The 23,858-nt window shown below is 60.9% G+C and carries 21 protein-coding genes; 19 read left to right on the top strand and 2 right to left on the bottom strand.

The window, feature by feature from the left end; genetic code table 11:
- Window positions 1-6 precede the first annotated feature (6 nt).
- The gene (locus tag HII33_RS09460) at window positions 7-1,644 is read left to right on the top strand and encodes an ATP-binding cassette domain-containing protein (protein WP_179395550.1); all 1,638 of its coding nucleotides are present in this window, start codon (window positions 7-9) and stop codon (window positions 1,642-1,644) included.
- A 24-nt stretch (window positions 1,645-1,668) separates the two neighbouring features.
- A complete protein-coding gene (locus HII33_RS09455; protein WP_179395549.1) occupies window positions 1,669-2,082 on the top strand; it encodes a GNAT family N-acetyltransferase in 414 nt (137 codons plus the stop codon).
- A gap of 57 nt (window positions 2,083-2,139) precedes the next feature.
- On the opposite strand, the gene HII33_RS09450 is transcribed toward HII33_RS09455, so the two are convergent.
- The gene (locus HII33_RS09450) at window positions 2,140-3,516 is read right to left on the bottom strand and encodes an APC family permease (RefSeq protein ID WP_179395548.1); all 1,377 of its coding nucleotides are present in this window, start codon (window positions 3,514-3,516) and stop codon (window positions 2,140-2,142) included.
- A gap of 22 nt (window positions 3,517-3,538) precedes the next feature.
- Window positions 3,539-4,192 (bottom strand): lysophospholipid acyltransferase family protein, encoded by a 654-nt coding sequence (locus HII33_RS09445; protein ID WP_179395547.1) that lies wholly within the window; start codon window positions 4,190-4,192, stop codon window positions 3,539-3,541.
- Between the two features lie 136 nt (window positions 4,193-4,328).
- Between HII33_RS09445 and HII33_RS09440 the strand changes: the two genes are divergently transcribed.
- The 17 genes from HII33_RS09440 to infB all read left to right on the top strand — a co-directional run bounded on the left by HII33_RS09440 (window position 4,329) and on the right by infB (window position 23,847).
- Window positions 4,329-5,060, top strand: a complete 732-nt coding sequence (locus HII33_RS09440) for a tRNA1(Val) (adenine(37)-N6)-methyltransferase (protein ID WP_179395546.1) — start codon at window positions 4,329-4,331, stop codon at window positions 5,058-5,060.
- Window positions 5,053-5,322: a GIY-YIG nuclease family protein gene (locus HII33_RS09435; protein WP_179395545.1), complete on the top strand. Its 270-nt coding sequence runs from the start codon at window positions 5,053-5,055 to the stop codon at window positions 5,320-5,322. The genes HII33_RS09440 and HII33_RS09435 overlap by 8 nt, the downstream gene beginning before the upstream one ends.
- Before the next feature lie 13 nt (window positions 5,323-5,335).
- Window positions 5,336-5,869 carry a DUF1697 domain-containing protein gene (locus tag HII33_RS09430; RefSeq protein WP_179395544.1) on the top strand — a complete coding sequence of 178 codons (534 nt, stop codon included), beginning with the start codon at window positions 5,336-5,338 and terminating at the stop codon, window positions 5,867-5,869.
- A gap of 152 nt (window positions 5,870-6,021) precedes the next feature.
- Window positions 6,022-6,804 carry a 30S ribosomal protein S2 gene (rpsB, locus tag HII33_RS09425; RefSeq protein WP_125704342.1) on the top strand — a complete coding sequence of 261 codons (783 nt, stop codon included), beginning with the start codon at window positions 6,022-6,024 and terminating at the stop codon, window positions 6,802-6,804.
- Between the two features lie 135 nt (window positions 6,805-6,939).
- Window positions 6,940-7,815 carry a translation elongation factor Ts gene (tsf, locus tag HII33_RS09420; RefSeq protein WP_179395778.1) on the top strand — a complete coding sequence of 292 codons (876 nt, stop codon included), beginning with the start codon at window positions 6,940-6,942 and terminating at the stop codon, window positions 7,813-7,815.
- A gap of 138 nt (window positions 7,816-7,953) precedes the next feature.
- Window positions 7,954-8,673 carry a UMP kinase gene (pyrH, locus tag HII33_RS09415; RefSeq protein ID WP_218841931.1) on the top strand — a complete coding sequence of 240 codons (720 nt, stop codon included), beginning with the start codon at window positions 7,954-7,956 and terminating at the stop codon, window positions 8,671-8,673.
- 2 nt (window positions 8,674-8,675) lie between these two features.
- Window positions 8,676-9,233, top strand: coding sequence for a ribosome recycling factor (frr, locus tag HII33_RS09410; protein ID WP_179395542.1), 558 nt, complete (start codon window positions 8,676-8,678; stop codon window positions 9,231-9,233).
- Window positions 9,234-9,477: 244 nt separating this feature from the next.
- Entirely contained in the window at window positions 9,478-10,227 is a 750-nt protein-coding gene (gene uppS, locus HII33_RS09405) for an undecaprenyl pyrophosphate synthase (protein WP_179395541.1), read from the top strand.
- 20 nt (window positions 10,228-10,247) lie between these two features.
- Window positions 10,248-11,036, top strand: coding sequence for a phosphatidate cytidylyltransferase (locus HII33_RS09400; protein WP_179395540.1), 789 nt, complete (start codon window positions 10,248-10,250; stop codon window positions 11,034-11,036).
- 21 nt (window positions 11,037-11,057) lie between these two features.
- On the top strand, window positions 11,058-12,302 hold the full coding sequence (rseP, locus tag HII33_RS09395) for an RIP metalloprotease RseP (protein ID WP_179395539.1): 1,245 nt from the start codon (window positions 11,058-11,060) through the stop codon (window positions 12,300-12,302).
- 48 nt (window positions 12,303-12,350) lie between these two features.
- Window positions 12,351-14,060 carry a proline--tRNA ligase gene (locus HII33_RS09390; RefSeq protein WP_179395538.1) on the top strand — a complete coding sequence of 570 codons (1,710 nt, stop codon included), beginning with the start codon at window positions 12,351-12,353 and terminating at the stop codon, window positions 14,058-14,060.
- A gap of 184 nt (window positions 14,061-14,244) precedes the next feature.
- Window positions 14,245-18,585, top strand: coding sequence for a PolC-type DNA polymerase III (locus tag HII33_RS09385; protein ID WP_179395537.1), 4,341 nt, complete (start codon window positions 14,245-14,247; stop codon window positions 18,583-18,585).
- Window positions 18,586-18,777: 192 nt separating this feature from the next.
- A complete protein-coding gene (rimP, locus tag HII33_RS09380; RefSeq protein ID WP_179395536.1) occupies window positions 18,778-19,251 on the top strand; it encodes a ribosome maturation factor RimP in 474 nt (157 codons plus the stop codon).
- A 49-nt stretch (window positions 19,252-19,300) separates the two neighbouring features.
- Window positions 19,301-20,452: a transcription termination factor NusA gene (gene nusA, locus HII33_RS09375; protein ID WP_179395535.1), complete on the top strand. Its 1,152-nt coding sequence runs from the start codon at window positions 19,301-19,303 to the stop codon at window positions 20,450-20,452.
- A 9-nt stretch (window positions 20,453-20,461) separates the two neighbouring features.
- Window positions 20,462-20,761, top strand: coding sequence for an RNase P modulator RnpM (gene rnpM, locus HII33_RS09370; RefSeq protein ID WP_179395534.1), 300 nt, complete (start codon window positions 20,462-20,464; stop codon window positions 20,759-20,761).
- On the top strand, window positions 20,758-21,057 hold the full coding sequence (locus tag HII33_RS09365; RefSeq protein ID WP_179395533.1) for a L7Ae/L30e/S12e/Gadd45 family ribosomal protein: 300 nt from the start codon (window positions 20,758-20,760) through the stop codon (window positions 21,055-21,057). Before rnpM ends, HII33_RS09365 begins: the two co-directional genes overlap by 4 nt.
- A 21-nt stretch (window positions 21,058-21,078) precedes the next feature.
- The gene (gene infB, locus HII33_RS09360) at window positions 21,079-23,847 is read left to right on the top strand and encodes a translation initiation factor IF-2 (protein ID WP_179395532.1); all 2,769 of its coding nucleotides are present in this window, start codon (window positions 21,079-21,081) and stop codon (window positions 23,845-23,847) included.
- Window positions 23,848-23,858 lie beyond the last annotated feature (11 nt).

Here is a 23,858-nt window from a genome sequence, read left to right as displayed (position 1 = left end):
GGCATTATGAGCGATTATGCACACCGCCATCCTTGGCGGCTCGCCGCGTATGCGGTGATTGCACCGGCTGCGGTGCTTGCCCAGATCGGCTTTGCGCAAGTGCTGCGCCTGATCACAGGGGCCCTGACAGGGACTGTACGACTCGGTTACGGCCTGCTGGTCGTGATCGTCTGCGGGTACTTGGTCGTGGCGGCCGCCCTGTTTTTTCTTGACCTGTACTGGAGCCAGATGATCGCCGCTCAGGCGGCCAGTGAGCTGCGCGGCCGGGTCTTCAAGACCCTGACCGCGCTGCCGCCGGCCGAACGGCGGCGGCTGGCGAGCGGTCGCGCCGTCGCCAAGTTGACCAGCCAGGTCGATGCGGTCCAATCCGGCTGGTACCTGCAACTGCTCACGCTGTACGGGTTCATCTGTGAATTCGTGCTGGCAGTCGGGACGGTGCTGGTCGCTGCCCCGGGTCTAACGGCGGCGATCTTGTTGTTGACACTGCCCGGTGTGTTGCTCCCGGTGCTGGCGCGGGGGTGGTTGACGCGCGCCAAGGTCGCGCAGCTGGAGGCGATCCAGCGGTACACGGCACTGGTGACCGACCGACTCAACGGCTTCAGCACGATGTACCTTTTCGATCTTCGGGCCCGGCTGCGGCAGCAGCACGACGCGGCCGCCGATCAGCTATTCACGCAGACGCGTCACCAGCTGGCCGTGACCAAGGCGGTGCGGGCGGCCGGTCAACTGTTCAGCAATGCGATGTATCTGGGCACCTGGGTGATCGGGGCGCGCTTCGTGCTTGATGGCGAGCTGACGTTGGCCGATCTGGTCGCCTTTGCGCAGTTAGTGATCTTCATCAGCGAGCCACTCGAAGAAGGCATCGGGTTACTAGCCGAGCTGCCTGGCGGCCGGGCGGCAGCCCGTGAGCTGGCGGATCAGGCGCCCGCGCCGATCGCCGCACATCAGCAGGTCGCGCGCGTCGCGCTCCAGGCTTTTTCCGCCACCGTTGCCGGCACGCCTATCCTGCGCGAAGTCTCGATCACACTGGATCTGCACCAGCGGTACTTGATCGTCGGTGCGTCGGGGGCAGGCAAAAGCGCCTTGATCAGTGCACTGCTGGGTGAGTTACCGGCGACGAGCGGTCAGGTGGGTTACTGGACGGCAGATGGCCGCCCGGCGACGGCTGCTGATCTGATGGCCACCGTGACCGTTGCGCCGCAGACGCCAGACATCTTCTCGACGACGGTGCTTGAGAACCTGCGCCTGTTCGACCCGCAGATCACCCCAGCCGCAGTTGCGCAGGCCGCTGCGCTCGCCGCGCTCACCGTGCCGCTGACTAAGCACGTCTCGTCAGAGGCCGCCGCACTATCAGGTGGGGAGCGCCAGCGGCTGGGGGTCGCCAGGGCGCTGTTGTTCCCAGCGGCCGTAATGATCGCCGATGAACCGACGGCTGGCCTCGACGCCGACACCGCGCACCGCGTGGCTCAGACCCTGGCAGCGCGACCGGGTGGGCGCCTAGTCGTGACGCACCAGCACCTTGCGCCGCTGCTTGCGACGACGGATCAGGTGCTCGTGTTGGCGAACGGGCAGCTGGTGGCGAGTGGCGCACCGAGCGCACCGGCGATCCAGGCGGCACTACTGCGATTAAACCTGCAAGCTTGACGGTTCAGATGAAAGGGGAAAGCAATGAAGATCGATCGTTCAACGCGCGAGGATGAGGATCAGCTCGAGGGACAGCTCGAGGCATTCAATCAGCGGGTGCGCCCGTATCCGCAAGCGACGCCTCAGGTGTTCAGTTACAGTATCCATGACGCGGCCGGTGCGCTCATCGGGGGGATCTACGCGTACGCGTCGACCTATCGTGTGGGCTATATCGACACGCTGTGGGTCGCGCCAGAAGCCCGGCGGCGCGGGTTGGCGACTGCGTTGCTCAACCGCGTCGAGGCCGAGATGACCGCGTTCGGTTGCCCGGTCGTACACCTGGAGACCTTCGACTATCAGGCCCCGGCGTTCTACCGCGCGTGCGGGTACACTGAATTCGGCCGCTTGACCTACCCGGAGGCGACGGAACTGTTCATGATGAAGCCGCTGGCTGGATAGCCCAAAGACCCGCACCACCTCGACGTGTCGAAGTGGTGCGGGTCTTTGGGGCTCAGCTCACCGCGCTTGGTGGCGGAACCCGTAGGCGAAGTAGACGCACATGCCGACGGCGAACCACACCAGGCTCATGAGCCATGTTTCTCGGCTCAATTGGCTCATCAGTAACAGGCAAAAGCCAAACGACAGGATCGGGACCACTGGGTAACCAGGGACCTTGAACCCCGGGTTATCGATCTGCGCATGGCGCCGTAGCGGGATGATCCCGAGGCTGACGAAGGCAAAGGCGATCAGCGTGCCGATGTTGACCAGGTTGACGAGTTGCGTCAGCGGCACCAGACCGCCCATCACTGCGATGATCAGGGTGACGGTCCACAAGGCGTTGAGCGGCAGCTGGTGGACGACTTTGCCGAACCATGGCGGCAGCAGGCCATCACGACCGATCGCGTAGACCAGGCGGCTAGAGGAGTAGATCATAGTCACCATCATCGTGAACATCCCCGCCAAGGCCCCGATCGCGATGATCCCGCCGAGCTGTGGCTGGTGGATCAGGGTCAGTGCGAATGAGACGGGGTCGGCGACGTCCAGTCGCGTATATGAGACGATCCCGGTCAGCACGACGGCCACGGCGACATAGAGGACAGTGGCGATCAGGAGCGTGCCGATGATCCCCCGCGGGAGCGTCTTTTGCGGCGCCTTCACTTCAGGGGCGCTGGCGGAGACGGCGTCGAAACCGAGGTAGGCAAAAAACACCAGTGAGGCCCCAGCCAAAACGCCCTTCGCGCCGAACGGCAAGTAGGGCTGCCAGTTGAGCGGGCGGATGTAGAACGCGCCGACGCCGATGAACAACGCGATGATCGCCAGTTTGACGTAGACCATCGCGCGGTTGACCTTCATCGAGGTGGTCATCCCGCGTGAGAGCATGAAGCCGATGATCAACACCACGATCACGGCGACCAGGTTGATATACGTGCCGCGTGCCGGGGCGAACGCGCCGGACAACGCGCGGGGCAGGTGCAGCCCGAACCCGCTCAACAGGCTGGCGAAGTAAGCGGAGAAGCTGGTGGAGACAGCGGCGACGGCCAGCATGTACTCCAAGATCAGCGCCCAGCCGATGATCCAGCCGAACACCTGGCCGAAGACGATGTTCCCGTATGCGTATGCAGAACCGGCGACCGGTAAGGCGGAGGCGAACTCCGCGTAACACATCGCCGCGAGGCTGCAGACGATCGCGGCCAAGACAAAGGCCAGCGTGATTGCTGGCCCGCTGGTGGTGGCGGCGACGGTGCCGGGGAGGATGAAGATACCGGTGCCGATCACCGCCCCGATGCCCAACGCGATCAAGTCGCGAGTGGTCAGCGTGCGGGCGAGTTGGTGATCGGCGTTGAGCGTCTTTGCCAGATCCGGTTTTGCCGTGAGTCGTTGCCAAAAAGTCATGTTGTCGAATTCCTCTTATCTCTTATTTGAGCTTGCCTTGCTGCTTTTCGGCCTCGTACTTCTTCTGGTCGGGTTCATAGTGGAAGTCTGGGTCGATCGCGTGGTCGATTGCGTCAAAGGCGGCCTGCATCTGGTCGCCCAGAGCCTTGGTCACGTCCTCTGTCAGCCGGCCGCTCGGCACCGTGATCGGCTCACCGAAGCGGACCGTCACGCGTCGGCGGCGCAGCAGCTGCGAAAAGCGGACCGGACCCTGGTAGACCGCTGGAACGATCGGCACTTTCGCCAACTTGGCGATCAGGACCGCGCCGCCCTTGAGTTCGCTGGAGTAGCGCGTTCCGGATGGAAAAATGATGATCGATAACTGGCCGCTTTTGAGCTGCTTGACCGGAGTCTTGATCGCGCTTGGCCCCGGGTTGGCCCGATCGACGCCAAACGCGTTGGCGTGCACGAGGATCCAGCGCAGGATCGGGTTTTTGAAGAGCTCCTGCTTCGCCATGAAGCCGAACTTGCGCGGTGCGCCGGCCAGCGCGAAGAAGATCGGGTCCCACCAGGTGCGGTGTGGGCCGACCAGGACGTAGGGCCCGTCCGGCAGGGCTTCTTTGTTCTCGTAATGGGTGTTGCCGTTGATGATGAACACGAGCACGCGGGCGACCGCGCGGATGAATGTATAGAACATGGCGTCTTCCTTCTTTATTAATTTCTCGTTGAATTATACCATTGAACAGGCCGTTGACCAACCGCGGCGTCGGGACGGATTGAAAACCCACCGGGGCATGGTATGATGAAAGCCAGACGATAAAGGGGAGTTAACGATGGACCTTCAAGATGCAGAGCGCATCGACCACTTGCAGGCGGCCGGGGTGCAGATCATTCAGGCGCAAGACGTGTTCGCCTTCTCGCTCGACGCCGTGTTACTGGCCAACTTTGCGCAGGTCAGCCCGACCAGCCGGGTGGTCGACCTCGCGGCGGGCAACGGGGCCGTCGGGCTGTTCATCGCGCCGCGCACCCAGGGGCAGGTGACGCTGATCGAGCTTCAGCCACGGCTTGCCGATATGGCCGCCCGTAGCGTGGCGCTCAACGCCTTCACGCATGTCGACGTGCACGCGCTGGACCTGGCGGCCGCGACCACGGTGGTGCCGAAGGATTCAGTGGACGTGGTGACCTGCAACCCGCCGTATTTCAAAGTCAGTGCCAAAAGCGTCAAGAATCCGAACGCGCACCTCGCGTTGGCGCGCCACGAGCTGACCACGGATTTTGCCACTGTCTGCCGGGTGACGGCCGACTTGTTGAAGTACCAGGGCAAGGCGTTTTTTGTCCACCGGCCGGACCGGCTGCCAGAACTGCTGGCGACGATGACGGCAGCGAAGCTTGCCCCTAAGCGCATTCGCTTCGTCTACCCTAAGGCCGACCGGGAGGCGAACATGGTTTTGATCGAAGGGCTGCGCTCGGGCAAGCCGGATGGCGTGCGCATCATGCCGCCGCTGACGGTGTACGGGCCAGATGGGCACTACGGAGAAGAGGTGAGCCGGTTACTTTATGGCTAAACCGTATTATTTTTACGTGTTGCTGTGTGCCGATGGCACGTTCTACGGTGGGTTCACCGATGACGTGGGTCAGCGCGTCGCCACGCATAACGCTGGCAAAGGCGCGAAGTACACGCAGCGCCGCCGGCCGGTGCGGTTGCTCTTCGCGGCTGCATACCCGGACAAGCACGCGGCACTGTCAGCAGAGTGGCACTTCAAGCATCAATCCCGGGCGGCCAAGGAGGCCTTCTTGCAGGCGCAGGGGATCGATTGGCAGCACTGAAAGGGGCAACGGGATGACCTATCTCTTGTTACTGCGCGGGGTCAACGTCGGCGCGCACCGCGTGCCGATGGCGACGCTGCGGGCGCAGCTGACTGAGGCGGGCGCCACCGGAGTGGTCAGCTACATCAACAGCGGCAACCTGCTGTTCGACGACCCGCGGCCGGATGTGTCGGCGCGGGTCGCGCGCGTGCTGGCGACTTATCCGTTTGGGATCGGCTTCGTCTGCTATCCGGTCGCGACCTACCTCGACCTGGTGGCCACCGCGCCAGACTGGTGGGGGGCACCAGGCGATTTGCGCCACAATGTGCTGTTCAAGTTGCCGGGGTATCAGGCGGGGTTCGACGCCCGCTTGCAAGCCCAACTGACGCCGCAGGATCGCGTGGCGATCACCCCGCAAGCGATTTTTTGGACCGCGCCGGGGCAGGCGCACTTTTCCCAGAGCCTGTACGCGAAGCTGACGCCGCAGCCGTTTTATCCGCTAGTCAGCATCCGCAACCGGAACACGACGCTCAAGCTCGCGGCGCTGGCGACCGCACGTGTCAACTAATTATCCTTGTCAAACGCACGGCGAGCCGGTATACTGTACCAAGTGTGAAAACACAAACCACATTCTGTCGTGATCGTGGGCGTGGTGCCGCACAGCGGTCTGCTCGCGAGAAGAGCGGTGGAAGAGGAAAAAACCATATTGGAGGACTACACATGTCTGTATTGAGCATGAAACAACTGCTTGAAGCTGGTGTCCACTTCGGCCACCAGACCCGTCGCTGGAACCCGAAGATGAAGCCGTTCATCTTCACGGAACGTAACGGGATCTACATCATCGACTTGCAGAAGACCGTTAAGATGGTCGACGACGCTTACAACTTCGTCAAGGACGAAGCGCAAGACGGCGGCGTGTTCCTGTTCGTCGGCACGAAGAAGCAGGCCCAAGATGCGATCGCTGAAGAAGCGACCCGCGCCGGCCAGTTCTACGTGAACCACCGTTGGCTCGGTGGCACGCTGACCAACTGGAACACCATCCAGACTCGGATCAAGCGTCTCAAGGACATCAAGAAGATGGCCGAAGACGGCACGTTCGACAAGCTGCCGAAGAAGGAAGTTGCCCTGTTGAAGAAACAGCAGGAGAAGCTGACCAAGTTCCTCGGCGGGATCGAAGACATGCCACGCATCCCAGATGTGCTGTTCATCGTTGACCCACGCAAGGAAAAGATCGCGGTTCAAGAAGCGCAAAAGCTGAACATCCCGATCGTTGCGATGGTCGATACCAACACCGACCCAGATGACATCGACGTGATCATCCCATCTAACGATGACGCGATCCGTGCGGTCCGTCTGATCACGGCCAAGATGGCAGACGCGATCGTTGAAGGCAACCAGGGTGAAGACCAGGGCGAAGATCAACAGGTCGCTGGTGACGCCAAGGTTGATTCCATCGAAGACATCGTTGAAGCCGTTGAAGGCGACAACCAGGATGCCGAATAATACGAATTAACATGGCCGCCGACCGTTTCGCATACTTTTGCAAGACTTTCGGCGGCTATTTTTGTGAAATTCTTGCGCCTGCGCACGAATTTCGCTTTAATTAACTTAACGACAATTTTCCATATAGGAGGAACAATAATGGCTATTACCGCTGCTCAAGTGAAGGAATTACGTGACCGCACCCAGGTCGGCATGATGGACGCCAAGAAGGCGCTCGTGGCCGCTGACGGTGACATGGACAAGGCGATCGACGTCCTGCGTGAAAAGGGCCTGGCCAAGGCGGCCAAGAAGGCTGGTAACGTGGCGGCCGAAGGGCTTGCCGCGATCACGATCGACGGCAACGTCGCTGCGGTGATCGAAGTCAATTCCGAGACCGACTTCGTGGCGTCCAACGATAAGTTCCAGAACTTCGTGAAGCTTGTCGGCCAAGCCGTTGTGGCGAACAAGCCCGCAGACATGCCCGCCGCGTTGGCCCTGACCATCGACGGGCAGACCATCGACGAAGCCGCGAAGGCCCTGACCGCCGTGATCGGTGAGAAGATCAGCTTCCGGCGCTTCGAGATCGTTGAAAAAGGCGACGGTGACCACTTCGGCGCCTACCTGCACAACGCCGGCCAGATCGCCGCGCTGGTGACCGTCGAAGGCGCTGACGAAGAGACCGCCCGCGATATCGCGATGCACGTGGCCGCGATCAACCCGAAGTTCCTGAGCCGCGAGGACGTGCCAGCCGACCAGCTGGCCCACGAGAAGGCCGTCTTCACCGAAGAGACCATCAACGAAGGCAAGCCGGAGAAGATCGTGCCACGCATTGTCGAAGGGCGCGTCAACAAGTGGCTCAGCGAGATCTCCCTGGTCGATCAGGAATTCGTCAAGGACTCCGACAAGACCGTTGCGGAATACGCGCAGAGCAAGAACGGTACCGTTAAAGGCTTCGTTCGCTTCGAAGTCGGCGAAGGGATCGAAAAGAAGCAGGATAACTTCGTTGACGAAGTGATGGGCCAGATCAAGTAAGCTGACTCACCGAAGGAAGTACGCCGTGTGCGTACTTTTTTTGCGGCCGCACGCCTATCGCGGCGCCCCCTTGGGACTCGTTAAGCGCCGCGGATTATGGTAAACTGTTATCAGCAATTAACGGAGGGAAACGTGAACATGGTCAAATACAAGCGAATCGTACTCAAAGTCAGCGGCGAAGCCCTCGCCGGTGAAGACGGGTTTGGCATCAAGCCACCAGTGATCAAGAAGATCGCCGAGCAGATCAAGGTCGTCCACGACCTTGGCGTGCAGATCGCGATCGTCTGCGGCGGCGGGAACATCTGGCGCGGCGAGACCGGGGCTGAGATGGGCATGGAGCGCGCGCAAGCCGATTACATGGGCATGCTGGCGACGGTGATGAACGGGTTGGCCCTGCAGGATAACCTGGAGAGCCTCGGGGTCCCGACGCGCGTTCAGACCTCGATCGAAATGCGCCAGATCGCGGAACCATACATTCGGCGGAAGGCCGTGCGGCACCTTGAAAAAGGCCGCGTCGTGATCTTTGCCGGTGGCACCGGGAACCCGTATTTCAGCACCGATACGACCAGCGCGTTGCGCGCGGCCGAGATCAACGCCGATGTCATCCTGATGGCCAAAAACGGCGTGGACGGGGTCTACTCCGCAGATCCGAACAAGGATGAGACCGCCGTCAAGTTCACGGAACTGAGCCATTTGGACATCATCAACAAGAATCTGCACGTGATGGATTCCACCGCCAGCACGCTGTCGATGGACAACGATATCCCGCTGGTGGTCTTCAATCTGAATGAACCAGACAACATCAAGCGGGTCGTCGAAGGTGAGCACATCGGGACGACCATCAAGGGGAGAGAATAATCATGGCCAACGAGATCATTGAAGCCGCCAAGACGCAGATGGGCAAGTCGACCGACGCCTTGTCCCGCGAACTCGGCAACATCCGCGCAGGGCGGGCGAACGCCAGCCTGCTCAACCGCATCGAAGTCGACTATTACGGCGCTCCGACGCCGCTGAACCAGATGGCGTCGATCACCATCCCGGAACCGCGGGTCCTGATGGTGACGCCGTACGACAAGACCGCACTGAAGAACATCGACGCTGCGCTCAACGCTTCGGACCTGGGTATCAACCCGGCTAACGACGGCAATGCGATCCGGCTGGTGATCCCACAGCTCACCGGTGAACGTCGCCAGGAGATCGCCAAGGAAGTCGGCAAGTTCGCGGAAGAGGCGAAAGTCGCTGTCCGCAACATCCGGCGCGACGCCCTCGACAAGCTGAAGAAGCAGGAGAAGGCCTCCGAGATCACAGAAGACGACCTGCACCGCGCGGAAAAAGACGTCCAAAAGATCACCGATGACGCCACCAAGCGCATCGATGCGATCGCTGCGGACAAAGAAAAAGAGATCAAGGAAGGCTGAGCCGACCTTGCGCGTGGGCGTCCCCAGGTGGGGCGCCTTTTTTGGATATCTTAACCTAAAATTAGCGGTCGGCGTCTAGCTCGCCGGGCCCGCGTGCGCGGGTCGTAAGGTCGATGGCCGCCGATCACCAAATGCGACCTGGTGCGCGTCAGGCCGCCCCGAATTGTTGTTGCGTGGCGTGAGGTTTGATACAATCATCTAGAATGACTGTTGGGCTGAGCGCCCAGCATAAGGAGGAACCCGCGTGTTCACGGAAAAAACAACGCCACAGCCGCTCGACGCGACTCGGATCCCGGCACATGTCGCGATCATCATGGATGGCAACGGCCGCTGGGCGAAGAAGCGGTTCTTGCCGCGCATCGCCGGCCACAAGCAGGGGATGGAGAACGTCAAGGTGATCACGAAGGCGGCGAGTCGGCTGGGCGTCAAGGTGCTGACCCTGTATGCGTTTTCAACCGAGAACTGGAAGCGGCCGGACTCGGAGGTCAACTACCTGATGGGCCTGCCGGTCGATTTTTTTGGTGTGTTCATGCCGGAGTTGATCGCCGAGAACGTGCGCGTTCAGGTGATGGGCGAGCTCGATGCCCTGCCGGCCAAGACGCGCCAAGCCGCGGAAGACGCGATGGCCGAGACCGCGGCGAACACCGGCATGGTCTTGAACTTCGCCTTGAACTACGGCGCCCGTGACGAGTTGGTCCAGGCGACGCGAGAGATCGCGCAAGCGGCGGCGGCGGGTACGTTGGACCCGGCGACGATCGATGACACGACGGTGGCTGCGCACCTGATGACGCGGCACTTAGGCGCGCTCGCAGACCCGGACCTCTTGATCCGGACGAGCGGGGAGAACCGGCTGTCGAACTTCCTGCTGTGGCAGATCGCTTACAGCGAGCTCGTGTTCACCCCAGTCTTTTGGCCAGACTTTACGCCGGCCGTACTGACCGCTGCGATCGCCGATTACCAAGCTCGCGATCGCCGCTTTGGGGGCATCCATTAAGTTTTGTTGAGGAGGAAGTTATGAAACAACGTATCATCACCGCGGTCGTCGCGCTGGCGATCTTCATCCCGGTATTGATCGCCGGGGGCCTGTGGCTCGAGGTCGTCGCCGCCGCACTAGCGCTGGTCGCAATGTCTGAGATCTTCATCATGCGCAAGCGCATTATCGTGTCGTTTGATTTTTTGATCGCCGCCTTAGGGGTCTTGCTGGTCACCGTTCCGGACCGCGCGTTCGACTGGTTGCCGCCGTTCATCTCGCGGCTGGACCTGATCTATGTCGCAGTGGTCTTGTTGCTGATCCACACGGTGGCCAGCAAGAACAAGACGACCTATGACGACGCCGGGATCGCGACGCTGTCCCTGTTTTATATCGGGACCGGTTTCCACAACCTGATCGCAGTGCGCAACGACGCCGGGCTGGACACGCTGATGTTCGCGCTGATCGTGGTGTGGCTGACCGACTCCGGCGCGTACTTCGTCGGGCGGGCCTTCGGCAAACATAAGCTGTGGCCGGCGATCAGCCCGAACAAGACCTGGGAAGGGTCGATCGGGGGCAACGTCGTGGCACTGATCTTTGCGGCGGTGTATCTGCATTTTTTCCCGCAGTTCTACGGCTTCTGGCCGATGATGGGGATCGCATTGACCCTGTCGATCGTCGGGTCGCTCGGTGATCTGATCGAGTCCGCCTTGAAGCGCTACTACGGGGTCAAAGACTCCGGCAAGATCCTGCCCGGGCACGGGGGGATCCTCGACCGGTTCGATAGTCTGCTGCTGGTCCTGCCGATGCTTCACCTGTTCGGGATCGTCTAATCAATCGAAGGAGTGGGTCGCATGACCACAATCATTGCATTCCTGATCGTCTTCGTCGTCCTCGTGCTGGTGCATGAGTTCGGCCACTTTATTTTTGCCAAATGGGCAGGCATCTTGGTCCGAGAGTTCTCGATCGGGATGGGGCCGAAGCTGGTCGGCTGGCGGCGCAACCACACGGCTTACACGCTGCGGCTGATCCCGATGGGCGGCTATGTCCGCATGGCGGGCTGGCAGGATGACGATGACTCAGAGATCAAACCGGGCACGATGCTGACCGTCGAAGTCGGTGCAGATGACGTGATCACCCGCATCAACCTGAGCCAGCGAACCACCCTGCAAGGCGGGATCCCCGTGCAGGTCAGCGCGATCGACCTGGTCGATAAGCTCGAACTGCAGGGGTACGCGAACGGGGATGAGGACACGCTGCTGACGTGGCGCGTCGATCACGACGCGACGGTCATCGAGGCGGATGGCACCGAGGTGATCATCGCCCCGGCCGACGTGCAGTTCCAAAACGCGCCGGTCTGGAAGCGCCTGCTGGTGAACTTTGCCGGCCCGCTGAACAACTTCATCCTGGCGATCCTTGTGTTCATCGGCATGGCGTTAGCTAGTGGCGTCGCGAACCTGCAGACGAACCAGATCGGCCAGATCCAGCCGGATTCCCCGGCGGCCAAAGCTGGACTGCGTGCAGACGCGGTGATCCGGTCGATCGATGGGCAGTCGGTCGAGACGTTCACAGATATCAGCACCATCGTCAGCAAACATAAAGGCGACCCGCTGACCGTTATCGCCACGCAGGGCGGCCAACGGGCAACGCTGACCATCACCCCTAGCGCCAAGGGTGTGATCGGGGTCTACCCAGCGCTGGACCACGGCGTCGGCACGGCGATCCGCTACGGCTTCACCCAGTCATGGGCGATCGCAAGCCAGATCTTCCACGTGCTCGGTCAGCTGGTGTCCGGCCAGTTCTCCCTGAACAAGCTCGCAGGGCCGGTCGGCATCTATACGATGACCAGCCAGGCCGCGGCCGGTGGGTTGAGCACGCTGGTGATGTTCCTCGCGATGCTTAGCATCAACCTTGGGATCATGAACTTGATCCCGATCCCTGTCCTCGACGGGGGCAAGATCCTGTTGAACCTGATCGAGCTGATCCGGCGCAAGCCGCTGTCGCAGGACAAAGAAGGACTCGTGACGATGATTGGCGCGGGGCTGATGTTTGCCCTGCTGCTGGCGGTCACGATCAACGATATCATGCGCGCGTTTTGATAACCGCGCGGACCCGGCTGGGTCCGCGATCACTTTGGAGGCATTATTGTGAAACAATCCCGTTTATTCATCCCAACACTCAAGGAAGTCCCAAGTAGCGCCGAAGCCAGGTCGCACCAGATGATGCTGCGCTCAGGGTTCATTCGCCAGGTCTCGGCCGGCGTCTATGCGTACCTGCCGCTCGCCTACCGCGTCTTACAGAACATCGAGGCGATCATCGACGACGAGATGGCCAAGATCGACGCGGTCAAGATGCAGATGCCGGCGATCCTGCCGGCCGAACTGTGGCAGGAGTCCGGCCGCTACGAGACATACGGCCCGAACCTCTTCAAGTTCAAGGACCGCCACGAACGCGACTTCATCCTCGGCCCGACACATGAGGAGACGTTCACTGACTTGGTCCGCAATCAGCTGAACTCTTACAAGAAGATGCCGCTGGTGCTCTACCAGATCCAGACCAAGTTCCGCGATGAGGACCGCCCGCGCTACGGGCTGTTGCGGGGCCGCGAATTCATCATGCTTGACGACTACTCCTTCACGGCAACAGAAGCGGACCTAGATGTCGTGTATAAGCAGATGGAAAAAGCCTACACCAACATTTTCAACCGCCTGGGCTTGGACTTCCGCGTGATCATCGGGGATGGCGGGGCAATGGGCGGCAAGGACTCTAAGGAGTTCTCTGCGATCGCCCCGATCGGTGAAGACACCATCGTCTACTCGGATGCCTCCGATTACGCGGCGAATCTGGAGATGGCGACGAGCATGACCGTGCCGCGGCCGTCTCACGAAGACGCCCAGGCGCGGGAGACCGTCGACACCGGGGCCGCCAAGACGATCGAGGAGGTCGCGGCCGAGCTGGCGATCCCGGCGACGCAGATCATCAAAGCGGTGCTATTCATCGCCGATGACCAGCCGGTCCTTGCCCTGGTCCGCGGGGATTACGAGGTCAATGACGTCAAGCTGAAGAATCTGCTCGGCGCCAATTTTCTCGAGCTGGCGACGCCGGAGCAGGTCCGAGCGGTGATGCACGCCGAGATCGGCAACATCGGCCCGGTCGGCGTCGACGAGACCGTGCGCGTGATCGCGGACAACAGCTTGCGCGGCTTGGTCAACTTAGTCGCCGGCGCCAACGCACCAGCGCAGCACTACCTGAACGTCAACCTCGACCGCGACTTCACGCCTGAGCAGTTCGCGGATATCCGCTTTGTGACTGAAGGCGAGTTGTCGCCGGACGGGGAAGGGGTGCTCAAGTTCACCCGCGGGATCGAGATCGGGCACATCTTCAAGCTCGGGACGCGCTACACCGAGGCGATGGGCGCGACCTTCCTTGACGAGAACGGGCGGAGCCAGCCGATCATCATGGGCTCGTACGGGATCGGGGTCTCCCGCCTGCTGTCCGCCATTGCGGAGCAGACGTTGGATGACGCCGGGATGGTTTGGCCGACGAGCATCGCGCCTTACGATGTACATGTTGTGCCAGTCAACCTGAAGAAGGCGGATCAGCAGACCCTGACCGACCAGATCGAGCGCAACCTCGAAGCCGCAGGCTATACGGTGCTGGTCGATGACCGCAACGAACGGCCGGGCGTCAAGTTCGCCGATGCTGACTTGATCGGGTTGCCGGTGCGCGTCACCGTCGGTAAGAAGGCCGAGGACGGGATCGTTGAGCTCAAGTTGCGCAAATCCGGTGAGACGCTGGAGGTCAAGGCCGAAGAGCTGACGAACTCGCTGAAGATCTTGCTGGACCAGTTGAATTAAGCCCCAACGCCGCCGCTTTGGCGGCGTTTTTGGTGTCCGCCGCCCCGGTACCTTGCCCAACAGGTGCGGCCCACGCCTTGCCGCGGCGCCGACCAGGCGGTCCCCGGTCGGTCTCAGCCCGGCTTGCCGAACCGCGGCCCGTGGGTTACGATTGGGCTATGACAAAATAGAGGGAGTGTGCTTGTTGGCCCTATCGAAACAAGAAATGTTCGCCAAACTGCGTGAACAGATCCAATTACCTGACGACATCGCGAACTATCCGGGTTTTGCCAGCGCGTGGGTCGATGCGGTGGTCGTTCACCAGCGCTCGAAACGCTACGACTTCACCATCGGGACCGAGGCGATCCTGCCGTACGCGGTCTTCACTCAGCTGGAGGCGCACCTGACGGCCGCCTTCAAGGCGATCGCCGAGACCGGGCTGGCGATCAAGGCAACGCATCCGGAGATCACCCAAGACTTGTTGGCGGCATACTGGCCGTACGTCTGCGCGCACGCGGAGCTGACGTCCAGCATGGTGGCGGAGCAGTGCGCCAAGCAGACCCCACAGCTCGCGGACGGGCGGGTGACGCTGACGGCCGAGAACGATATCGTGCGCGATTTTTTGGTCAACCAAGGCGTTGGCAAGCTCGAAGAGACGTACCGTCAAGTCGGCTTCGGCGGCTTGCGGCTGAATGTCGTGATCGATGACGCGGAGAGCGAAGCGAAGCTGGCCGCGCTTCAGGCGCACAAGGCGCAAGAAGCCGCGGAGCTGGCCAAGCGGGCCGCCGCAGTCGTGCAAGCGCGCGAGCAACAAGCGGCCGCAACCCCAGCCGGGGGGAGCGGCCCGATCCAGCTGGGCCGCGGCTTGAAGAAAGACGACGTCCCGGCGCAGATGGTCACGGTCACGCAAGAAGAGCGGTCCGTGCTGATCGAGGGCTACGTGTTCGACGTCGAAGTCCGGCAGCTGCGCTCTAAGCGCGCCTTGTTGATGCTGAAGGTGACCGATTACACGTCGAGTTTTTTGGTCAAAAAATTCAGCAACGGCCCCGAGGACGAGGCCGCCTTCGCGCGGATCCAGACTGGGATGTGGCTGCGGATCCGGGGCTCGGTGCAGGAAGATAACTACTCGCGCGAGCTGACGGTCAATGCGCAGGACATCCAAGAGGTCCACAAGGCCCAGCCGGTGGACGACGTCGAGGGCGACAAGCGGATCGAGTTGCACCTGCACACGAACATGAGCACGATGGACGGGATGACACCCATCGGCGCCTATGTCAAGCGCGCCAAGAGCTGGGGGCATACCGCGATCGCGGTCACCGACCACGCCGGGCTGCAGGCGTATCCCGAGGCGCACAGCGCGGCGCAGAAGAACGAGATGAAGATGATCTATGGCGTCGAGGTCAACCTGGTCGACGATGGGACACCGGTCGCTTATAACGCCGATGCGCCGCGTGACCTGACCTCAGATGTCTATGTGGTCTTTGATATCGAAACGACCGGGCTGTCTGCTGTCTACGACAAGATCATCGAGCTGGCGGCGGTCAAGATGCAAGACGGGCATGTGATCGGTGAATTCGAGCAGATGATCGACCCAGGGTTCGCGCTGTCGGAGACCACGATCAACCTGACCCACATCACGGATGACATGGTCCACGGCTCGAAGTCGGAGGCCGAGGTCTTGCACCTGTTCCGCGACTTCTGCGGTGATGCGATCATGTGCGGCCACAATGTGACATTCGACGTCGGCTTCTTGAATGCGGCCTACCAGCGCATGGATGAGGCCAAGATCGCCAACCCGGTGATCGACACGCTCGAGCTGTCGCGCATGTTGCACCCTGAGCGCAAGAACCACAAGCTGGACACCCTGACAAAGGCGTACAAGATCTCGCTTGAGCACCACCACCGGGCCAACGCCGACGCCGAGGCGACCGGTTATCTGATGTACGCGCTCGAAAAAGAGGCGGCAACGAAGTACGGCATGGTCCGCCTCGATCAGCTCAACGACCGGATCGGTGCGGGGGATGCCTGGCAGCAGAGCCGCCCGAGCCATGCGGTGATCCTCGCCAAGACGCAGGCTGGGCTGAAGAACCTGTTCAAGCTGGTCTCGATGAGTAACGTGGAGACGTACTACCGGATGCCGCGCGTGCCGCGGAGCCGACTGCAGAAGCTACGCGAAGGGCTGATCGTCGGTTCCGGTTGCGCCTCGGGTGAAGTCTTCACCGCAATGATGCAAAAAGGCTACGCGGAAGCAGCAGAAAAAGCTGAATTCTACGACTACCTCGAGGTGCAGCCGCTGCCGAACTACTTGCCGTTGCGTGAAGCGGAGATGATCCAAGGCGATGCGCACCTGAAAGACATTATCCAAAAGCTCATCAAGATCGGGCAGGAACAGGGCAAGCCGGTGGTCGCGACCGGGGACGCCCATTATTTGGACAAGACTGATGCGATCTACCGCAAGATCTTGATCCACTCCCAAGGCGGGGCGAACCCGCTGAACCGCCACAGTCTGCCTGATGTCCACTTCCGCTCGACGCGGGAGATGTTGGATGATTTTGCCTGGTTAGGCGCCGATCTGGCCCATCAGGTCGTCGTCGAGAACACACACACCGTGGCCGATTGGATCGATGAGGCGATCACGCCGGTCAAGTCGAAGCTCTACACGCCGGATATTCCTGGCGTCGAGGAGAACCTGACCACCGACGTGATGACCAAGGCGCACCGCCTTTACGGCGACCCGCTCCCCGAGATCGTGGCCAAGCGGCTGGACAAAGAGATGAAGAGCATCATCGGCAACGGGTTCTCGGTGATCTACAACATCGCGCAGCAACTGGTGCTCAAGTCCAACAAGGACGGCTACTTGGTCGGCTCGCGTGGGTCGGTCGGCTCCAGCCTTGCGGCGACGATGTCGGGGATCACCGAGATCAACCCGCTCCCGCCTCACTACCGCTGCCCGCAGTGTCGCCACTGTGAGTTCTTCACCAAGGGGGAGTACGGCTCTGGGTTCGACCTGCCTGACAAGGTCTGCCCGGATTGCGGGGTGGAGATGGTCAAGGACGGTCAGGACATCCCGTTCGAGACGTTCTTAGGCTTCCACGGGGATAAGGTGCCAGATATCGATCTGAACTTCTCCGGGGATTACCAGGCGGTCGCGCATAACTACATCAAGGTGCTGTTCGGTGAGGACCACGCGTTTCGCGCGGGGACCATCGGCACAGTGGCGGACAAAACGGCGTATGGCTATGTCAAGGCTTACGAGCGCGACACTGGCCAGATGCTGCGCGGGGCGGAGATCGACCGGCTGGCCAAGGGGGCGACCGGGGTCAAGCGGACGACCGGCCAGCATCCCGCGGGGATCTTGATCGTTCCGGCGGACAAAGACATCTACGACTTCTCACCGATCCAATATCCCGCCGACGACCAGAACGCGGCGTGGATGACGACGCACTTTGATTTTCACTCCATTCACGACAACATCCTGAAGATGGATGTGCTGGGTCATGATGACCCGACCATGATCCGCATGCTCCAAGACCTCTCGGGCATTGACCCGAAGACGATCCCAATGGATGACCCCGGTGTCATGTCGCTGTTCTCCAGTCCCGACATCCTCGGGGTCACGCCGGAGCAGATCAACTCGAAGACCGGAACGCTTGGCGTACCAGAATTCGGGACCCGCTTCGTGCGGGGGATGCTCGAGGAGACGCACCCGGCGAAGTTCTCCGAACTGCTCCAGATCTCTGGGCTGTCCCACGGGACGGATGTGTGGCTGGGCAACGCCGAAGAGCTGATCCAACAAGGCGTCGTCACCATCAAGGAAGTGATCGGCTGTCGTGATAACATCATGATGGACTTGATCCACTGGGGCATGGACGAGTCCATGGCGTTCAACATCATGGAGCGTGTGCGTAAAGGTAAGGGGATCCCGGATGACTGGCAAGCCGCCATGCGGGCCAATGAGAACGTCCCGGACTGGTACATTGACTCCTGCCTGAAGATCAAGTACATGTTCCCGAAGGCCCACGCGGCGGCTTATGACTTGATGGGGTTGCGCATCGCATGGTTCAAGGTCTACTTCCCGCTGGTCTACTACGCCGCGTACTTCTCGGTGCGCGCCGAGGATTTTGACCTGGTCGCGATGAGCCACGGCAAAGACGCGGTCAAAGCGGCGATGAAGGCGATCACCGACCAGGGCAACGACGCCTCGGCCAAGGAGAAGAGCCTGCTGACGATCCTGGAGATCGCCAACGAATGCCTGGAGCGCGGCTTCAAGATCAAGATGGTCGACATCGAGCACTCCGACGCCCATGACTTTACGATCCTCGATGACCACACGCTGCTCGCCCCGTTTCGTGCGGTACCTGGGTTGGGGGATAACGTCGCGAAGCAGATCATCTCGGCGCGTGAAGAGAAGCCGTTCTTGTCTAAAGAAGACCTGGCAACGCGCGCGAAGGTCTCGAAGACCTTGATCGATTACATGACCGAGAACCACGTCCTCGACGACCTCCCAGACGAGAACCAGCTCTCCTTGTTCGACAGCCTGTTCTGAGCCGAGCCAAGGCGGTGAGGTTTTCAGCAAAGGCGGTTGCGCCGCTGACGAATTTGTGCTAGATTGTTAGTAGTATTTAAATCGTTGGCGGAAGGGAGTGAGCAGAAATGCTCACTCTTTTTCTTGGAAAGTCCGCGGATTTAAACCAATACACTTCGTCTCCAAGCGGAGGCAGACAAAGGGGGGAATGGGTTGAGCACGGTTGTCGATACTGTCAAAACAATCGTTGATCCGATCCTGGCAACACACCACTTCGAACTTGCGGATATCGAGTTCGTCAAAGAAGGGGGCAGCTGGTTCCTGCGCGTCTACATCGACAAGCCCGGCGGCATCACGCTCAATGAGTGTGTGCTGGTGAGTGAGGCCTTGTCTGAGCAACTTGACGCGATGGACCCTGATCCGATCCCGCAGGCTTACTTCTTGGAGGTCTCCAGTCCGGGTGCCGAACGGCCGCTCAAACGCGAGCAGGACTACCAGGCCGCGATGGGTGAGTACATCCACATCTCGCTGTTCCAGAAGCAGGATGGCAAGAAGGTCTTCGAAGGCTTCCTCAAGGCCCTCGACGAGACGACGTTGACGCTTGAGGTCAAGGACAAAGCCCGCCGCAAGACGTTGACGTTCGACCGCGCTGGCATCGCGAATGCGCGCCTGGCGATCGAGTTCTAGTGGGGATAATTGGCCCGAGCGAGTCGGGCGTTGAAAAGGAAGGAACAACATGTCAAAGGAAATGATCGAAGCCCTCGATGCGCTTGAGCAAGAAAAGGGCGTCAAAAAAGAAATCGTCATCGACGCGTTGGAAGCGGCGCTGGTCTCTGCGTACAAGCGCAACTATAACCAGGCCCAAAACGTCGAAGTAACTTTCGACCCGAAAAAAGGTGACATCAAGGTCTACGCCGTCAAGGAAGTGACCGAACAGGTCTTTGACTCCCGCCTGGAAGTTAGCCTGCAAGACGCCCTGGAACTCAACCGCGCCTATGAGGTCGGCGATGAGATCCGCTTTGAAGTGACGCCACGTGACTTCGGCCGCATCGCGGCACAGACGGCCAAGCAGGTGATCATGCAGCGCGTGCGTGAAGCAGAGCGCAGCATCATTTTTGACGAGTATTCCCAGTACGAAAACGAGATCATGACTGGCCAAGTGGAGCGCCGCGATAACAAGTTCATCTATGTGAACCTGGGCAAGATCGAAGCGGTGCTCGGCAAACAAGACCAGATGCCCAATGAACATTACGAGGCCCATGATCGCATCAAAGTCTTTGTCTCGAAGGTCGAGAACACGAGCAAGGGCCCACAGGTCTTCGTGTCCCGCACCAACCCGGGATTGGTCAAGCGCCTGTTCGAGCAAGAGGTGCCCGAGATCTTCCAAGGTGTCGTTGAGATCGCCGGCATCGCCCGCGAAGCCGGTGACCGCACCAAGATCGCAGTCCGCTCGACCAACCCGTCAGTTGACCCGGTCGGCACCACCGTTGGGCCGAAGGGCGCGCGGGTGCAAGCCGTGGTCAACGAGCTGTCTGGCGAGAACATGGACGTCGTGCAGTGGGAAGAAGACCCGGTGGACTACATCGCCAACGCCTTGAACCCTGCTCAGGTCATCGCCGTGCAGTTCAACGATGAAGACAACGACCGGTCCTGCACGGTGATCGTGCCGGATTACCAGCTGTCGCTGGCGATCGGTAAGAAGGGGCAAAACGCGCGGCTGGCGGCCAAGCTGACTGGCTACAAGATCGACATCAAGCCGGAGTCAGAAGTTGAATTCGTCGATGACGAAGAGCTGGAAGAGGCCGATGAGGCACTGGAAGCCCAACTTGAGGACACCGCGTCGACTGACCTTGATGAACCTGACGCCGCAGCGGCAGACGCCGAATAGGAGGCTTCTATGAAGCAGCGGAAGATCCCGATGCGCAAGGACTTGCTGTCCGGGGAGATGTTCCCGAAGAAGCAGCTCGTGCGCATCGTGCGCAATGCTGACGGGACCGTTTCGATCGACCCGACTGGCAAGGCCGCTGGGCGGGGCGCGTATGTCGCGCTCGACCCGACCGCCGTGGCGCAGGCCAAAAAGAAGCAGGTCATCGACAAGGCGTTTGCCCTCAAAGTCGACCCCGACTTTTACGATGAGCTGTACGCTTACGTCGACCACCAGAAGGCTCGCCTTGAGCTGTTCGGCGATAAGCAATGACCAAAGACCAAGCCTTGAACCTGCTGGGCCTGGCCAAGCGCGCTAACCGGCTTACGTCGGGTGAAGCGTTCGTCTTGGGCGCGATCCGCGACCAAAGCGCCCGCTTAGTGCTTGTGGCCAGCGACGCCAGCGCGAACACGAAGAAAAAATTTACCGATAAAAGTAGCTTTTACGAGATTCCACTTGTAGACAGTCTGACGACCATGGAGTTGTCTCACGCGATCGGCGCCAAGCGGAGTCTGATCGCGGTCTGCGATTCCGGCTTTGCAAAAAAGCTATTAAAGCTGCTCACCTAAACAACAAGGGAGCGTGAAGAAATGGGCAAAAAACGAGTCTATGAATTTGCCAAGGAAGTAAACGTCACGAGCAAAGCGGTCATCGATGCCGCCGCGAAGCAGGGGATCGCGTTCAAGTCCCACATGGCGACGATCGAACCAGCTCAAGAAGCGAGCCTGCGCGGGGCGCTGACGCCTGCCGCCAAGCCGGCGGAGCAGTCTGCGGCCCCTTCAAGCGCCAAGCCAGCCCCTGCGCAGACGAGCGCTGAGCCGGCCGTGAAGCCTGCCGCGCAGAAGGTCGCGCCCGCGGCCGACGCGAAGGCCGAGAAGCCAGCACCGGGCACCCACCACACCGTGCAGAAGACCGCCGACGGCAAGACCAAGATCTCTAAGTCAGCGATCCGGCGCCCGAAGAACACCCAGAATGCTCGCGGCGGCCGCTTCGGCCAACCGCAAGGCGGCCAGGGCAACCAAGGGGGCCAAGGCAACAATAACCGCGGGGGCAACCGCCAAGGCGGGGCGACTGGGGGCAACCGCGATAATCGCGGCGGCCAGACCCAAGGTCAAAGCCAGCGTGGGGGTCAGAGCCAAGGCCAGCGCAGCAGCCAGCCGCGCGATCGGCGCGACAACAACCGTAACGATCGGTTCCAGACTAGCGGCGCACCGAGCCCACGGCCACGCGCCGGGCGTGCGACCCAGGCTAACTCGAACCCGCGGCCTGTAGCGGGCAACGACGAGAAATTCATCCAGCAGCTGAAGCAGTCGCAGCAGCGGCGAGAAGACAAGCAGCGGGCAGCCGCGGCGCCAAAGCCGCAGCCGACCGCGACGCCGCGTGAGACCCCCGTGGTCCCACCGGTGGCGGCAACGCCTGCTAAGCCAGCGGCAGATAGCCGGCAGAACGACCAGCGCGGGCGCACCCAGTTCAACGGGCGGCCGCAGAACAATACCAATAACCGCGGGAATTCCTTCAACAAGAAGCGCAACAAGAAGAACAAGCGGCGTGCGCAGGCGCAGCCGAAGAAGGAAATGCCACAGCGTAAGGAGCGGCCATTGCCAGAAAAACTGATCTATACGGTCGGGATGAACGCCCAGGACCTCGGGAAGATCCTGCACCGCGAACCCGCCGAAATCATCAAGAAGCTCTTCATGTTGGGCGTCATGGTCAACCAGAACCAGAGTCTCGACAAGGATGCGATCGAGCTGATCGCGACCGACTACGGGATCGACGCCGAAGAGAAGATCGAACAAGACATCGCGGATATCGATACGCTGTTTGACGCCGAAGCCGAGAACACCGACTATCAAGCACCGCGGCCGCCAGTCGTGACCATCATGGGGCACGTTGACCACGGGAAGACGACCCTGTTGGACAAGCTACGTCACACCCACGTGACTGAAGGCGAAGCCGGCGGGATCACCCAGCACATCGGGGCCTACCAGGTCCGGCTGAACGATCGCTTGATCACCTTCCTCGATACCCCAGGGCACGCGGCGTTCACCAACATGCGTGCGCGTGGGGCGGACATCACGGACATCATCGTGCTGGTCGTGGCGGCGGATGACGGCGTGATGCCGCAGACGATCGAGGCGATCAACCACGCGAAGGCGGCCAAGGCGCCGATCATCGTCGCGGTCAACAAGATCGATAAGCCAGGGGCCAACCCGAACCACGTGATGGAACAGCTGGCCGAGTACGGGCTGATCCCAGAAGACTGGGGTGGCGACACCATCTTCGTGCAGATCTCAGCGAAGTTCGGTAAGAACATCGACGAACTGCTCGAGATGATCCTGCTCGAAGCCGACGTGCTCGAGCTCAAGGCCAACCCGCAGCAAAAGGCGATCGGGACGGTCATCGAAGCGAAGCTGGACAAGGGCCGTGGGCCTGTCACGACCGTGCTGGTCCAGCAAGGGACGCTGCATGTCGGCGACCCCGTCGTGGTCGGGAACACCTTCGGCCGGATCCGCGTGATGACCAACGATCGCGGGCGCCGCGTCAAAGAGGCCGTTCCCGCGATGCCAGTCGAGATCACCGGGCTGAACGACGTGCCGCAATCAGCGGACAAGTTCGTGGTCTTCGACGACGAAAAGAGTGCGCGTGCGGCCGGTGAAGAGCGCGCCAAGCGGGCTTTGGATAAGGTCCGCCAGGAGACGCACCGCGTGACCCTTGACAACCTCTTCGAAACGATGAAGGAAGGCCAACTCAAGGAAGTCGACGTCATCATCAAGGGTGACGTGCAAGGCTCCGTTGAAGCGCTGTCCGGCTCGTTGAAGAAGATCGAAGTTGAAGGCGTGCGGGTCAACATCATTCACCAAGCCGTCGGGGCCATCAACGAATCCGACGTCACCTTGGCCAGCGCATCCAACGCGATCATCATCGGGTTCAACGTCCGGCCGACCCCACAGGCGAAGCTCCAGGCCGACGCCGAAGACGTCGACATCCGCCTGCACCGGGTCATCTACAAGGCGATCGAAGAGATCGAAGCCGCGATGAAGGGGATGCTCGAGCCGACCTACGAAGAGAAGGTCATCGGCTCCCTGACCGTGCGTGAGACGATCAGCGTCTCCAAGATCGGGACCGTCGCCGGCGCCTTCGTCGACAACGGCTTCATCACGCGCGACGCTGGCGTGCGCCTGATCCGCGACGGCATCGTGATCTACGATGGCAAGCTCGGATCGCTGCGCCGCTTCAAGGATGACGTCAAGAAGGTCACGGCCGGTTACGAACTCGGCTTGACCATCGAAAACTACAACGACATCAAGGTCGACGATCAGATCGAAGCTTACACCATGGAAGAAGTCCCGGTGAAGTAATCGCTCGATCG

Origin of the sequence: Lacticaseibacillus absianus (assembly GCF_013407595.1) — a bacterium.
GTDB classification, from domain to species: Bacteria; Bacillota; Bacilli; order Lactobacillales; family Lactobacillaceae; genus Lacticaseibacillus; species Lacticaseibacillus absianus.
The sequence above is the reverse complement of the archived record's forward strand: the minus strand, read 5'-3'. Positions and strand labels throughout refer to the sequence as shown.

Coding starts and splice junctions, on each gene's coding strand:
- HII33_RS09435 (WP_179395545.1), top strand. CDS start 5,053: ATGGCTAAACCGTATTATTTTTACGTGTTGCTGTGTGCCGATGGCACG.
- HII33_RS09450 (WP_179395548.1), bottom strand. CDS start 3,516: ATGACTTTTTGGCAACGACTCACGGCAAAACCGGATCTGGCAAAGACG.
- HII33_RS09455 (WP_179395549.1), top strand. CDS start 1,669: ATGAAGATCGATCGTTCAACGCGCGAGGATGAGGATCAGCTCGAGGGA.
- nusA (WP_179395535.1), top strand. CDS start 19,301: ATGTCAAAGGAAATGATCGAAGCCCTCGATGCGCTTGAGCAAGAAAAG.
- HII33_RS09430 (WP_179395544.1), top strand. CDS start 5,336: ATGACCTATCTCTTGTTACTGCGCGGGGTCAACGTCGGCGCGCACCGC.
- HII33_RS09445 (WP_179395547.1), bottom strand. CDS start 4,192: ATGTTCTATACATTCATCCGCGCGGTCGCCCGCGTGCTCGTGTTCATC.
- rpsB (WP_125704342.1), top strand. CDS start 6,022: ATGTCTGTATTGAGCATGAAACAACTGCTTGAAGCTGGTGTCCACTTC.
- rnpM (WP_179395534.1), top strand. CDS start 20,462: ATGAAGCAGCGGAAGATCCCGATGCGCAAGGACTTGCTGTCCGGGGAG.
- HII33_RS09460 (WP_179395550.1), top strand. CDS start 7: ATGAGCGATTATGCACACCGCCATCCTTGGCGGCTCGCCGCGTATGCG.
- HII33_RS09440 (WP_179395546.1), top strand. CDS start 4,329: ATGGACCTTCAAGATGCAGAGCGCATCGACCACTTGCAGGCGGCCGGG.
- rseP (WP_179395539.1), top strand. CDS start 11,058: ATGACCACAATCATTGCATTCCTGATCGTCTTCGTCGTCCTCGTGCTG.
- frr (WP_179395542.1), top strand. CDS start 8,676: ATGGCCAACGAGATCATTGAAGCCGCCAAGACGCAGATGGGCAAGTCG.
- pyrH (WP_218841931.1), top strand. CDS start 7,954: ATGGTCAAATACAAGCGAATCGTACTCAAAGTCAGCGGCGAAGCCCTC.
- infB (WP_179395532.1), top strand. CDS start 21,079: ATGGGCAAAAAACGAGTCTATGAATTTGCCAAGGAAGTAAACGTCACG.
- HII33_RS09400 (WP_179395540.1), top strand. CDS start 10,248: ATGAAACAACGTATCATCACCGCGGTCGTCGCGCTGGCGATCTTCATC.
- HII33_RS09365 (WP_179395533.1), top strand. CDS start 20,758: ATGACCAAAGACCAAGCCTTGAACCTGCTGGGCCTGGCCAAGCGCGCT.